The organism is Variovorax beijingensis (genome assembly GCF_003951285.1).
Classification (GTDB): domain Bacteria; phylum Pseudomonadota; class Gammaproteobacteria; order Burkholderiales; family Burkholderiaceae_C; genus Variovorax; species Variovorax beijingensis.
In genome coordinates, this window is sequence record NZ_RXFQ01000023.1 from 62211 (window position 1) to 74492 (window position 12282).

13 protein-coding genes are annotated in these 12282 nt (G+C 68.4%); 11 read left to right on the plus strand and 2 right to left on the minus strand.

Features of this window, described 5'->3' with window-relative positions; translation table 11 throughout:
* Window positions 1–2 precede the first annotated feature (2 nt).
* From EJO66_RS28405 to EJO66_RS28435, 7 genes are read left to right on the plus strand one after another with little or no spacing between them, the layout of a single operon-like run.
* Window positions 3–1451, plus strand: a complete 1449-nt coding sequence (locus EJO66_RS28405; RefSeq protein ID WP_125966731.1) for a glutamine synthetase family protein — start codon at window positions 3–5, stop codon at window positions 1449–1451.
* Between the two features lie 5 nt (window positions 1452–1456).
* Entirely contained in the window at window positions 1457–1780 is a 324-nt protein-coding gene (locus EJO66_RS28410) for a 2Fe-2S iron-sulfur cluster-binding protein (protein ID WP_124961327.1), read from the plus strand.
* Window positions 1781–1832: 52 nt separating this feature from the next.
* The gene (locus tag EJO66_RS28415; protein ID WP_124961326.1) at window positions 1833–3029 is read left to right on the plus strand and encodes an ABC transporter substrate-binding protein; all 1197 of its coding nucleotides are present in this window, start codon (window positions 1833–1835) and stop codon (window positions 3027–3029) included.
* 41 nt (window positions 3030–3070) lie between these two features.
* Complete coding sequence (locus EJO66_RS28420) at window positions 3071–3931, plus strand: branched-chain amino acid ABC transporter permease (RefSeq protein ID WP_125966732.1); 861 nt, start codon at window positions 3071–3073, stop codon at window positions 3929–3931.
* Window positions 3928–4890 (plus strand): branched-chain amino acid ABC transporter permease, encoded by a 963-nt coding sequence (locus tag EJO66_RS28425; RefSeq protein WP_124961324.1) that lies wholly within the window; start codon window positions 3928–3930, stop codon window positions 4888–4890. Before EJO66_RS28420 ends, EJO66_RS28425 begins: the two co-directional genes overlap by 4 nt.
* Window positions 4887–5648, plus strand: a complete 762-nt coding sequence (locus EJO66_RS28430) for an ABC transporter ATP-binding protein (RefSeq protein WP_124961323.1) — start codon at window positions 4887–4889, stop codon at window positions 5646–5648. Before EJO66_RS28425 ends, EJO66_RS28430 begins: the two co-directional genes overlap by 4 nt.
* Window positions 5641–6345: an ABC transporter ATP-binding protein gene (locus tag EJO66_RS28435; protein WP_124961322.1), complete on the plus strand. Its 705-nt coding sequence runs from the start codon at window positions 5641–5643 to the stop codon at window positions 6343–6345. The genes EJO66_RS28430 and EJO66_RS28435 overlap by 8 nt, the downstream gene beginning before the upstream one ends.
* A gap of 35 nt (window positions 6346–6380) precedes the next feature.
* Here the strand turns inward: EJO66_RS28435 and EJO66_RS28440 are convergent, their stop codons facing one another.
* A complete protein-coding gene (locus EJO66_RS28440) occupies window positions 6381–7964 on the minus strand; it encodes a phospholipase D family protein (RefSeq protein WP_124961321.1) in 1584 nt (527 codons plus the stop codon).
* Window positions 7965–8039: 75 nt separating this feature from the next.
* Here EJO66_RS28440 and EJO66_RS28445 point away from each other — a divergent pair, with 75 nt between their 5' ends.
* Together EJO66_RS28445 and EJO66_RS28450 are read left to right on the plus strand one after the other, a co-directional pair.
* The gene (locus EJO66_RS28445) at window positions 8040–9269 is read left to right on the plus strand and encodes a nucleoside recognition domain-containing protein (protein WP_124961320.1); all 1230 of its coding nucleotides are present in this window, start codon (window positions 8040–8042) and stop codon (window positions 9267–9269) included.
* Between the two features lie 106 nt (window positions 9270–9375).
* Complete coding sequence (locus EJO66_RS28450) at window positions 9376–9885, plus strand: flavin reductase family protein (protein ID WP_124961319.1); 510 nt, start codon at window positions 9376–9378, stop codon at window positions 9883–9885.
* Between the two features lie 25 nt (window positions 9886–9910).
* Here EJO66_RS28450 and EJO66_RS28455 read toward each other — a convergent pair whose 3' ends face one another.
* Complete coding sequence (locus EJO66_RS28455) at window positions 9911–10249, minus strand: DMT family transporter (RefSeq protein WP_125966733.1); 339 nt, start codon at window positions 10247–10249, stop codon at window positions 9911–9913.
* 195 nt (window positions 10250–10444) lie between these two features.
* Here EJO66_RS28455 and EJO66_RS28460 point away from each other — a divergent pair, with 195 nt between their 5' ends.
* Both EJO66_RS28460 and EJO66_RS28465 read left to right on the plus strand, forming a co-directional pair.
* Window positions 10445–11344, plus strand: a complete 900-nt coding sequence (locus EJO66_RS28460) for a DMT family transporter (RefSeq protein ID WP_124961318.1) — start codon at window positions 10445–10447, stop codon at window positions 11342–11344.
* Complete coding sequence (locus tag EJO66_RS28465) at window positions 11341–12279, plus strand: glutaminase (RefSeq protein WP_124961317.1); 939 nt, start codon at window positions 11341–11343, stop codon at window positions 12277–12279. The genes EJO66_RS28460 and EJO66_RS28465 overlap by 4 nt, the downstream gene beginning before the upstream one ends.
* Window positions 12280–12282: the final 3 nt, after the last annotated feature.

The window sequence follows — 12282 nt, forward strand, 5'->3', positions numbered from 1 at the left end:
CCATGAGCAGCAGCAACACCTTCGCAGACCGCTTCGGTCTCTGGTCCGACGAGCAGCATGCCCAGGCGCGCGAGCTGGTGCGCCGCATCGACAGCGGCGAGGTGGACGTGGTCCGCTTCGCCTGGCCCGACCAGCACGGCCTGCTGCGCGGCAAGACGCTGGTTGCGGGCGAAGCGCGCGCTGCGCTGTGGGAGGGCGTGAACCTCACCTCGACGCTGCTGGCCAAGGACACCTCGCACAAGACCGTGTTCCCGGTGTTCAGCGCGAACGGCGGCTTTGCCATCGAAGGCCTGCAGGGCGGCGCGGACTTCACCATCGTGGCCGACCCCGCCACCTTCAAGGTGCTGCCCTGGGCGCCGCGCACCGGCTGGATCCTGTGCGATGCCTACATGGCCGACGGCAAGCCCTGTCCCTTCGCGACGCGGCAGATCCTGCAGCGCGCGGTGCGGCAGCTCGACGAGATGGGTTTCGACTTCATCGCCGGCCTCGAAGTGGAATTCCACGTCTTCAAGCTCGACGACGCGCGCATGGGCCTGGCCGATTCGGGCCAGCCCGGCGAGCCGCCGCGCGTGTCGCTGCTGTCGCACGGCCACCAGTACCTGACCGAACTGCGCTACGACCGCGTCGACGATCTGATGGAGCTGCTGCGCTCGAACCTCGTCGCACTCGGCCTGCCGCTGCGTTCGCTGGAGATCGAGTTCGGCCCGAGCCAGTTCGAACTGACCTTCGGCCCCGCAGCCGGCGTCGTGCCGGCCGACACCATGGTGCTGCTGCGCAGCGCGATCAAGCAGATCTGCCAGCGCGCCGGCCTGCATGCCACCTTCATGTGCCGCCCGAAGATCCCGAACGTGATGTCCAGCGGCTGGCACCTGCACCAGTCGCTGCGCCGCAAGAGCGACGGCGTGAACGCCTTCATGCCCGAGGCCGGCGGACGCGACCTCAGCGAGATCGGCATGCACTACCTCGGCGGCCTGAAGGCGCACGCCTGCGGCGCCGCGGCACTGGCCAGCCCGACGATCAACGGCTACCGCCGCTACCGCCCCTTCTCGCTCGCGCCCGACCGCGCGATCTGGGCCCGCGACAACCGCGGCGCGATGCTGCGCGTGCTCGGCGGCCCGGGCCAGAACGCCTCGCGCATCGAGAACCGCGTGGGCGAGCCGACGGCCAACCCGTACCTGTACCTCGCGTCGCAGCTGTTCTCGGGCCTGGACGGCATCCGCCACCAGACCGACCCCGGCCCCTCGGCCGACGCGCCGTACGAAACACCGGCGGAGCAACTGCCGCGATCGCTCGGCGACGCGCTCGTCTGCCTGCGCCGCGACGAGATGCTCAACACGCAGATGGGCAAGACCTTCGTCGACTACCTCTGCCACATCAAGGAAGCGGAGATCGCCCGCTTCAACCTCGAGGTCAGCGAGTGGGAACACCGCGAGTACTTCGACATGTTCTAGAAACCATGCCCACCATCCACTACATCCTCAAGGACGGCAGCACGCGCGAGGTCGACGCCAGGATCGGCGCCAGCGTGATGGAGACCGCCATCCGCGGCAACGTGCGCGGCATCGACGCCGAGTGCGGCGGCTGCTGTTCCTGCGCCACCTGCCACGTCTATGTCGACGACGCTTTCGCCGGCCTGCTGCCGCCGCCCGACGACATGGAGAGCGCGCTGCTCGACGCCGTCGCGGCCGAGCGCCAGCCCAATTCGCGGCTGAGCTGCCAGCTCAGCGTGACGGCGGCCTTCGACGGCCTCAGGGTGCGCGTCCCACAGACACAGGTCTGACGCGCATTCACTTGCTCGCCCCGCATTCATCCCACCTGAAAGGCGTTTTCCCATGACGACGATGACGAAGAGAACCGTTCTCTCGACCCTCCTGCTCGCCGGCTTCGGCCTGCTCGGCAGCGCGGCGCAGGCCGCCGACGAGCCGCTGCGCATCGGCCTCATTGCCACCTATTCCGGCCCCTACGCCGACTACGGCCGCCAGTTCGACGCCGGCGTCGCGCTCTACCTCAAGGAGCACGGCGGCAAGGTGGGCGGGCGCACGGTCGAGATCATCAAGAAGGACACCGCCGGCCCCGCCCCCGACGCCGCCAAGCGCATTGCGCAGGAGCTCATCGTGCGCGACAAGGTGAACGTGCTCACCGGGTTGGACTTCAGCCCCAATGCCTATGCCGTGGGCGCCATCGCCACGCAGGCCAGGATCCCGACGATCGTGATGAACGCCGCCTCCTCGGCCATCACCACCAGCTCGCCCTACGTGGCGCGGCTGTCGTTCACCGTGCAGCAGGTCACCGACCCGATGGCGCGCTACATGCTCAAGGAAGGCATCAAGGACGCCTACACCGTGGTGGCCGACTATGCCTCGGGCGTCGATGCCGAGACCGCCTTCAAGAAGACCTTCACCGCCGGCGGCGGCAAGGTCTCGGGCGAGGTGCGCACGCCGATGAACAACCCCGACTTTTCGGCCTACGTGCAGCGCATCAAGGACGCCAAGCCGCAGGCCGTGTTCTTCTTCTTTCCCTCGGGCGTGATGCCGCCGGCCTTCCTCAAGGTGTGGAAGGAGCGCGGCATGGAGCAGGCCGGCATCAAGCTCTACGCCACCGGCGAAGCCACCGACGACAGCTACCTCGACGCCACCGGCGACGTGGCGCTCGGCCTGGTCACCAGTCACCACTACTCGTTCGCGCACCCGTCGCCCAAGAACCAGAAGTTCGTGAAGGACTTCGCCGCCGACAACGGCGCCAGGCTGCGCCCGAGCTACTTCGCCGTCACGGCCTACGACGCCATGGCCGCCATCGACCTCACGCTGCAAAAGACCAAGGGCGACGCGAGCGGCGACAAGTTCATGGATGCGCTGCGCGGCCTGCGCTTCGAGAGCCCGCGCGGCCCGATCGAGGTGGACCCGCTCACGCGCGACATCGTGCAGACCGTCTACATCCGCAAGACCGAGCGCGTGAACGGCCAGCTGGTGAACGTGGAGTTCGACAAGTTCGACCGCGTGAAGGATCCGGCCAAGGAAAGCTCGAACTAAGCACATCGTCACGCCGCAAGCAGCGCAGCAACAGGAGGCCCATGGGCATCGTGATCTTCGACGGGGTGGCCTACGGCATGCTCCTGTTCCTCATCGGCGTCGGCCTGTCCATCACGATGGGGCTCATGAACTTCGTCAACCTCGCGCACGGCAGCTTCGCGATGGTGGGCGGCTATGCGGCAAGCGTGCTGATGAACCACTTCGGCCTGGGCTTCGGCCTTTCGCTGGCGGCCGCCTTCGTCGCCGCGGCGGTGGCGGGCGCGGCGCTGGAGTTTGTGTTCTACCGGCGGCTGTACCGCGCGCATCCGCTCGACCAGGTGCTGCTGTCGATCGGCGTGGTGTTCGTGTCGATCGCGGCCTTCACGTATTTCTTCGGACCGACGATGCAGCCCTTCACCCTGCCGCCGGCGCTCGATGGGCAGGTGTCCATCGGCGGACTCGAAGTGGGGCGCTATCGCCTGTTCCTGATCGTCTGCGGCGTGGCCGTGCTGGCCGCGCTGCTGCTGGGCCTGGGCAAGACGCGCTACGGCGCGATGGTGCGCGCGGCGGTCGACAACCAGCGCGTGGCGGGCGGCACCGGCATCCATGTGCAGCGCCTGTTCTTCCTGACCTTCTCGCTGGGCTGCGGCCTCGCGGGCCTGGGCGGCGCGTTGAGCCTGGGCATGCTGGGGCTGGAGCCGTCGTTCCCGCTCAAGTACCTCGTCTACTTTCTCATGGTGGTGTGCGTGGGCGGTGCGGGCACCGTGACCGGGCCGTTCATCGCGGCGCTGCTGGTCGGCATCGTCGACGTGGCGGGCAAGTACTACTGGCCGGAAGCGGGCGCCTTTCTCATCTACGTTTTCATGATCGCCATGCTGCTGGCGAGGCCGAACGGCATCGTCGCCAGGAAGGGGCTCGCATGAAGGCGCCGATCCTCTCCCCCGCGCACCTGCGCATCGCCGAACTCGCTTTCTGGCTCGCGCTCGCGTCGAGCTTCTTCCTCTTGCCCGACAAGCTCACGCTGATGAGCCAGATCATGATCTTCGGCCTGTTCGCCGTGTCGCTCGACATGGCCCTCGGCTACGCAGGCATCCTCACGGTCGGCCATGCGGCCTTCTTCGGCGCAGGCGCCTATGCCGCCGGCCTGCTCGCCAGGTACGGCTGGAGCGAGCCTTTCACCGGCCTTGCATTCGCGCTGGCCGTGAGCGGCCTGCTCGGCTACCTGCTCAGCTACCTCGTGGTGCGTGGCGCCGATCTCACGCGGCTGATGATCACCATCGGCGTGTGCGTGCTGCTGTACGAGCTGGCCAACCGGCTCTCGGGCATCACCGGCGGCACCGACGGCCTGCAGGGCGTCGTCATCGCGCCGGTGCTCGGCCTGTTCGACTTCGACCTGTACGGCAAGACCGCGTTCTGCTATGCCTTCGCCGTGGTGCTCGCGATGTTCCTGCTGGTGCGGCTGGTGCTGCGCTCGCCCTTCGGCCTTGCGCTGCGCGGCATCCACGACAGCCGCAAGCGCATGACGGCCATCGGTTCTCCGGTCGAGGCGCGGCTGCGCATGGCCTATGCCATGTCGGCGGCCGTGGCCGGCGTGGCGGGTGCGCTGCTGGCACAGACCACGCAGTTCGTCGGCATCGAGTCGATCGGCTTCAACCGCTCGGCCGAAGTGCTGATCATCCTGGTGCTCGGCGGCACCGGGCGCCTGTACGGCGGAATGATCGGCGCCATCGTCTACATGCTGGTGCACGACTGGTTCGCGGACATGAACCCGCAGTACTGGATGTTCTGGCTCGGCATCTTCCTGATCGCGGCGGTCATGCTGGGGCGCGGCGGCATCATGGGCGCACTGTCGCGCTTCGTGCGGACGGGGAAGGCGCGATGACATCCACACACACCCTGCGCACCCGCGACCTGGGCATCCGCTTCGGCGCCTTCCAGGCGGTGGACGAGGTGAATCTCTCGCTCGAACCGGGCGCGCGCCAGGCGCTGATCGGGCCCAACGGTGCCGGCAAGACCACGCTCATCAACCTGCTCACCGGCGTGTTCAGGCCCACGAGCGGATCGATCCACATGGGCGATCGCGACATCACGCGCCTCTCGGGCGACAGGCGCGCCCGCATGGGGCTGGCGCGCACCTTCCAGATCAACACGCTGTTTCCCAGCCTCACGCCGCTGCTGTCGGTCGTACTTGCGATCTGCGAGCGCGAAGGACTGGGCGCCACCTGGTGGCGGCCGCTCAAGGGCTGCACGGCGGTGTTCGACGAAGCGCATGCGCTGCTCGGCACGCTCAGGCTCGACAGCCTGGCCGACGTGCCGGTGGCCGAGCTGGCGTACGGCAAGCAGCGCCTGCTCGAGATTGCGCTGGCGCTTGCGGCCAGGCCCCGCATCCTGCTGCTCGACGAGCCCGCGGCCGGCGTGCCGCAGGACGAGAGCGGCGAATTGTTCGAAGCCATCGCGGCGCTGCCGGACGACATCAGCGTGCTGTTCATCGAGCATGACATGAAGCTCGTCTTCCGCTTCTCGCGCCGCATCTCGGTGCTGGTGGGCGGCCGCATCCTCACCGAAGGCACGCCGGCCGAGATCGGCGCCGACCCGCGCGTGCGCGAGGTCTACCTGGGACGCTCCCATCGCCATGTCTGAAGTGCTTGCCTTCGACCACGTCACAGCCGGCTACGGCAACGCCGTGGTGCTCGACCGCCTCGGCTTTTCGCTGCGGCAGGGCGAAAGCCTTGCCATCCTCGGGCGCAACGGCGTGGGGAAGACCACGCTGCTGGAAACGCTGATGGGCAACACCCGCGTGATGCAGGGCGCGGTCAGGTGGCAGGGCGCGGACATCACGCGCTGGCCTTCGCACCGGCGCGTGCGCGCGGGCCTGGGCTGGGTGCCGCAGGAGCGCGAGGTGTTTCCCTCGCTCACCGTGGAAGAAAACCTCACGGTGATCGCGCGGCCGGGCGGCTGGAACCTGCAGCGCGTCTACGGCTTCTTTCCGCGCCTGCGCGAGCGGCGCACCAACTATGGCAACCAGCTCTCCGGCGGCGAGCAGCAGATGCTTTCCATCGGCCGCGCGCTGATGACGAATCCGAAACTCCTGCTGCTGGACGAACCGATGGAAGGCCTGGCGCCGATCATCGTGGAAGAGCTGGCCGCCGCGATTCGCCGCCTGTGCGAGGCGGAAGGCCTGGCGTCCGTCGTCGTGGAGCAGCACCCCGTGCTGGCGCTGGAGATGACGCACCGCGCGATCGTGCTGGAGCGCGGCACCGTGGTGCATGCCGGGCCGAGCAACGCGCTGGCCGCGGATCACGGCCTGCTCGAGGGGCTGCTCGGCGTCGGGGTCTGAATGCCGGGTCGACAGCCGGTTCGTGCAGGCCGCCGCTACAGCAGTTCTTCGCCCACGATCGGCAGCAGCAGCCAGTTCTTGAAGCGCAGCCAGAGAAACTCGCCGGGCTCGTCCTCGTGGACGATGTCGCCGCCGGCGTCGTCGTATTCCAGCCATTGCACGCGGCGGCCGTTGGGTGCGAGCCGCAGCCGGTAGCCCAGGCTCACGCGCGCTCCGCTCAGGAGCTTTTCGTAGTCGGCCACCAATTCCGGGCTGTCGATCACGAGGCCCATCTCGGTGTTGACCGCGGCGGAGCGGCGATCGAGGTTCATCGAGCCGATGAAGAAACGGTCGTCGTCGATCACCGCGAGCTTGGCGTGCAGGCGGCTGATCGACTGGCCGAAGTCGCCGAAATGCCCCGAGCGCCTGGTGAGCATCGGCGCGATCTCGTAGATGGTGACGCCGATCTTCAGCATGTCGGCGCGGTAGCGTTCGTAGCCCGCATAGGCCAGCGGCTCGTCGGTGGCGCCGAGCGAATTGGTCACCACCGTGATGCGCCCGCCGCGCTCGATCGCGGCCTTCATCATGGCCATGCCGGGCGGGCCGGGAATGAAGTACGGCGAGGCGATCTTGACCTCGCGCTTGCCCGAATTGATGACGCCCAGCGCACCCTCGTTCACGCTGCCCGCATAGGCTGCCCCGGGCGCGCGCGTGATCTTTGCGGGATCGTCCACAAACAGCGTGAACGGCGCCCAGCGCAGCTCGACCTTGCCGGTGGCGAGCTGCTCGCCCACCGGCGACCTGTCCATCACGTCGCGCTGGCGAATCCGCACGTCGGGCTGCGCCGTGCTGGCGATGGCATCGAAGCGCTTCTGCGCCTCGTCCACCGTCATGCGCAGCGGCGCGATGCGCTCGATGGGCCACGCATGCTCGCTGTTCCAGTAGCGGTCGAAGCCTTCGGACATCTGGCGCACCACCGGCCCGCCGGAAAGCACGTCCATGTCGATGAAGTTCGCCGCCGTGCTGCGCATGAAGTATTCGTTGGCGATGTTGCGGCCGCCCGAGACGGCAAAGCTGTTGTCGGCCACCAGCAGCTTGTTGTGCATGCGGTGGTTGATGCGGCCGAAGTCGGCCAGCGAGAACAGGATCCGCAGCGCGAACGAGTCGGCCCGCGAAGGCAGCGGATTGAACAGCCGCACCTCGACGTTCGGAAAGGCCGAGAGCGTGCCGAACAGCTCGTCCTCCCCGGCCGTGTAGAGGTCGTCCACCAGCAGGCGCACCCGAACGCCGCGTGCCGCCGCGTCGCACAGTTCGCGCAGCAGCAGCAGGCCGACGTCGTCGTTCTGGATCAGGTAGTACTGCACGTCGAGCGACTTCTCGGCATGCCGCGCGAGCGAAATTCGGGCGTCGAAGGCAAAGGCCGCCTCCGGCAGCAACCGAAAGCCCGACAGCGATTCGGCCCCCTGCGGCGCGCCCTGCCGTGCCATCTGGCCGAGCGCGGTGTCGGCGACGTCGGTGATGGCCGCAGCGGGCGCGCGCGGCGAGGGCGGCGGCAGGCCCGCGCAGCCCGCCAGCCACGCCAAGGCCACGGCGGCCCACACCAGGGCCGCGAGCCTGCGGATCGAGGAAGAGGCTGCCATGGCCCGCACTGTAGCCCGCGGCGGGCTCGGGCGCAGCCCTATGATCGCCCTCACAAAAAAGGAAAAAGGACACGCGTGCTCAACGGCTTGTGGCTGGGTTTCTTCGGAATGGCGATGCTGGCGGCGCTCGGGCGCTGGCTCGTGGGCGGCGATCCAGCGGTCTTCGCGGCCATCGTCGAAAGCCTGTTTGCCATGGCGCGACTCGCGGTCGAGGTGATGGTGCTGCTGTTCGGCACGCTCACGCTGTGGCTCGGCTTCCTGCGCATCGCCGAGGCCGCGGGGCTGGTCGGCTGGCTTGCGCGCCTGCTCGGCCCGCTCTTCAGGCGGCTCATGCCGGGCGTGCCCGCGGGGCATCCGGCGCTCGGCCTCATCACCATGAACTTCGCGGCCAATGCGCTCGGGCTGGACAACGCGGCCACGCCCATCGGCCTCAAGGCCATGCGCGAACTGCAGCGGCTCAATCCCGACCCGGTCACGGCCACCAACGCGCAGATTTTGTTCCTGGTGCTCAACGCGTCTTCGCTCACGCTGCTGCCCGTGACGATCTTCATGTACCGCGCGCAGCAGGGCGCGAACGATCCGACGATGGTGTTCCTGCCGATCCTGCTGGCCACCAGCGCGTCGACGCTCGTGGGCCTTTTCTCGGTGGCAGTGGCGCAGCGCCTGCGGCTGTGGGACCCGGTGGTGCTGGCCTACCTGGTGCCGGGCGCGCTGCTGCTGGGCGGCTTCATGGCGCTCCTGGGTACGCTCTCGGCGGCGGCGATTGCATCGCTCTCGTCGCTGATGGGCAATCTTGCGCTGTTCGGCGTGATCATCGTGTTCCTGCTGGCCGGCGCGATCCGGCGCATCAAGGTCTACGAATGCTTCATCGAGGGCGCGAAGGAAGGCTTCGACATTGCGAAGAACCTGCTGCCCTACCTGGTGGCGATGCTGTGCGCGGTCGGCGTGCTGCGCGCCTCGGGCGCGCTGGACTTCGTGCTCGACGGCCTGCGCTGGCTGGTGAGCGCGGGCGGCTGGGATGCGCGCTTCGTCGACGCCCTGCCCACCGCGCTGGTCAAGCCCTTCTCGGGCAGTGCGGCGCGCGCCATGCTGATCGAGACCATGAAGAGCCAGGGCGTGGACAGCTTCCCCGCACTGGTGGCGGCCACCATCCAGGGCAGCACCGAAACCACCTTCTACGTGCTGGCGGTGTACTTCGGTGCGGTCGGCATCCAGCGCGCGCGGCATGCGGTGGCCTGCGCGCTGCTGGCCGAACTGGCGGGGGTGGTGGCAGCGATCGCGGTGTGCTACTGGTTCTTCGGCTGAGCGCCGCGAAACCGGTCCTCGCCAGCGGGGCGATACGGCCCGGCCGAGCAGCCCGCCGTGCGCTGAGCCAAAATGGTCCTCCGCCGTCCAACGCACAGCCTCTTCCGTGACCACCTCCCGCCGGGCCAAGCCGCCCACCTTTTCGCCCAGCGAGTTCCGCGAAGCGCTCGGCATGTTCGCCACCGGCGTGACCATCGTCACCGCGCGCTCGGCCGAAGGCACGCTGGTCGGCCTCACGGCCAACTCGTTCAATTCGGTGTCGCTCGCACCGCCGCTGGTGCTGTGGAGCCTGGCGCGCGCGGCCGGCTCGATGCCGGCGCTCAGCACCGGCTCGCACTACGCCATCAACATCCTGGCCGCCAACCAGAAAGGGCTGGCCGAGCGCTTCGCCACCAAGAACATCGACCGCTGGGCCGACGTGGCCTTCACCGAAGGCCTGGGCGGCGCACCGGTGCTGGCCGGCGCGGCGGCGAGCTTCGAATGCTTCAACCGCAGCCGCTACGACGAAGGCGACCACGTGATCTTCGTCGGCGAGGTGGAGCGCTGCACGCACAACGCCGGCGCCTCGCCGCTGCTGTTCCACGGCGGGCGCTTCTATACGGAACATCCCTTGTGAGCCGCGGCGCCGTGTTCGGCATGCATCAGGGCTGGTGCGGTTCGAGGTTGAGCACGACAACGCCGATGACGATCATGGCCACTCCGGCAAGCCGCGGGAGCGTCGTCGATTCGCCGAACCAGAGAATGCCGAGTACCGCCGTCAATGCGGTGCCGCTGCCCGCCCACACCGCGTAGGCCAACCCGACTTCCAGGTGCCTGACGGCGATCGACATGAGCCAGATTGCCGCCGCATAGCAGACCCCGACCACCAGCGACGGCGTGAGGCGCGTGAATCCATCTGCATGGCGAAGCGCGATCGTTCCTGCAACCTCCGCCGCAATGCTGGCTCCAAGCAGCAGCCAGGAGAAGGCCTGTGGGCCCATGGGATACCTCTCGGACTCCGCACCTGTACCGGATGCAGAGCAACGAGACGAAGGAGCGGTACCCGAAACGAAAGCCGAATGCTAACGGAGGCGGCAGAGCGTCGACCTTGCACAGTCCAACACCTCACGCGCTACGATCATCGGTCCTGGGCTTTGTTGCCGCATGCAAGACCGAAGCCCATCGACGAGACACGAATGATCCAGCGCAAGACCCATCTCGACTCCCTCGCCATCGGCCTTCTGATCGCATGCTGCGCGTTCTGGGGCCTGCAGCAGATCCTCATCAAGACCACCGTCGCCGAAGTGCCGCCGCTCTGGCAGGCCACGGTGCGCATGGCGGGCGCCGTGGTGCTGCTGTGGCTCTGGTGCCTGTGGCGCCGCGTGCCGCTGTTCGAGCGCGACGGCACGCTGCCGGGCGGGCTGCTCGTGGGCCTCTTGTTCGCGGGCGAGTTCGCCTGCATCTACCTGGGGCTGCAGCACACCTCGGCTTCGAGGCTCACGGTGTTTCTCTACACCGCGCCGTTCTGGGTCTCGCTGCTGCTGCCGCGCTGGGTGCCCGCCGAGCGCCTGCGCGGCCTGCAGTGGCTGGGCCTGGGCATCGCCTTCGCGGCGGTGCTGTTCGCGTTCAGCGAAGGCTTCGGGCATTCGAGCTCGGGCCAGCTGCTCGGCGACGCGATGGCGATCGTCGGCGGCATGCTCTGGGGCCTGACCACGCTGGCGCTGCGCACCACGCGGCTCGCCACCGCGAGCGCCGAGAAGGCCCTGTTCTACCAGGTGGCGGTGACCGCGGCCGTGTGCCCGCTGCTGTCGCTGGCGCTCGGCGAAAGCTGGGGCTTCTCGTATTCGGCCTGGGCATGGACCTCGATCGGCCTGCAGACCGTGATCGGCGCCTTCGCGAGCTATCTCACCTGGATGTGGCTGCTGCGGCACTACCCCGCCACGCAGATGTCGTCGTTCAGCTTCCTGACGCCGCTGTTCGCGCTGGTGTTCGGCGTGGTGCTGCTCGGCGAGCCGCTCACACTGCAGCTGATGCTCGCACTGGTGGGCGTGGGCCTGGGCATCGTGATGGTCAACCGGCGAAAGGCGCGGACATGAAAGACCCAGACTTCCAGCCGGTGCTCGACGACATCGTCGCCACCCTGCGGCCGCTGCTGGGCACGGCCGGCACGGTGGCCAGCTACATCCCGGCGCTGGCCTGCATCGATGCGCACCAGCTCGGCATTGCGCTGCGCACCTGCGACGGCGCCGAGGCTTTCGCGGGCGACGCCGAAACGCCGTTCTCGATCCAGAGCGTGTCCAAGCTCTTCACGCTGACGCTGGCCATGCAGCGCATGGGCGACGCGCTGTGGGAGCGCATCGGCCGCGAACCTTCGGGCAATCCGTTCAACTCGCTGGTGCAGCTGGAGAACGAGCACGGCAAGCCGCGCAATCCGTTCATCAATGCGGGCGCCATCGCCGTGGCCGACCGGCTCGTGAGCCAGGCGCTGCCGGCCGGCGGCAGCGCCAAGGCCGACATCCTTGCGCTGATGGGCAGCCTGTGCGGCGAGCCGATCGCGTTCGACGACGAGGTGGCGCGCTCCGAGGCCGCGACCGGCTTTCGCAACATCGCCCTCGCCAACTTCATGAAGAGCTTCGGCAAGATCGACAACGACGTGGCCGTGGTGCTCGACACCTACTTTCACCAGTGCGCGCTGCGCATGAGCTGCCGCCAGCTGGCCCGCGCGGCGGCCTTCCTGTGCCGCGACGGCGCGCATCCGATCGACGGCCAGGCCGAGGTGACCGGCGAGCGCCAGACGCGCCGCATCAACGCGCTGATGCTCACCTGCGGAACCTACGACGCCGCGGGCGACGTGGCGTTCTCGATCGGCCTGCCCTGCAAGAGCGGCGTGGGCGGCGGCATTGTGGCGGTGGTGCCCGACCGGCTCACGCTGTGCGTGTGGTCGCCCGCGCTGGATGCGACCGGCAATTCGCTGCTGGGCATGAAGGCACTCGAGCTGTTCGTGGCGCGGACCGGGCTGTCGGTGTTCTGACCG

Coding starts and splice junctions, on each gene's coding strand:
- EJO66_RS28405 (WP_125966731.1), top strand. CDS start 3: ATGAGCAGCAGCAACACCTTCGCAGACCGCTTCGGTCTCTGGTCCGAC.
- EJO66_RS28410 (WP_124961327.1), top strand. CDS start 1,457: ATGCCCACCATCCACTACATCCTCAAGGACGGCAGCACGCGCGAGGTC.
- EJO66_RS28415 (WP_124961326.1), top strand. CDS start 1,833: ATGACGACGATGACGAAGAGAACCGTTCTCTCGACCCTCCTGCTCGCC.
- EJO66_RS28420 (WP_125966732.1), top strand. CDS start 3,071: ATGGGCATCGTGATCTTCGACGGGGTGGCCTACGGCATGCTCCTGTTC.
- EJO66_RS28425 (WP_124961324.1), top strand. CDS start 3,928: ATGAAGGCGCCGATCCTCTCCCCCGCGCACCTGCGCATCGCCGAACTC.
- EJO66_RS28430 (WP_124961323.1), top strand. CDS start 4,887: ATGACATCCACACACACCCTGCGCACCCGCGACCTGGGCATCCGCTTC.
- EJO66_RS28435 (WP_124961322.1), top strand. CDS start 5,641: ATGTCTGAAGTGCTTGCCTTCGACCACGTCACAGCCGGCTACGGCAAC.
- EJO66_RS28440 (WP_124961321.1), bottom strand. CDS start 7,964: ATGGCAGCCTCTTCCTCGATCCGCAGGCTCGCGGCCCTGGTGTGGGCC.
- EJO66_RS28455 (WP_125966733.1), bottom strand. CDS start 10,249: ATGGGCCCACAGGCCTTCTCCTGGCTGCTGCTTGGAGCCAGCATTGCG.
- EJO66_RS28460 (WP_124961318.1), top strand. CDS start 10,445: ATGATCCAGCGCAAGACCCATCTCGACTCCCTCGCCATCGGCCTTCTG.
- EJO66_RS28465 (WP_124961317.1), top strand. CDS start 11,341: ATGAAAGACCCAGACTTCCAGCCGGTGCTCGACGACATCGTCGCCACC.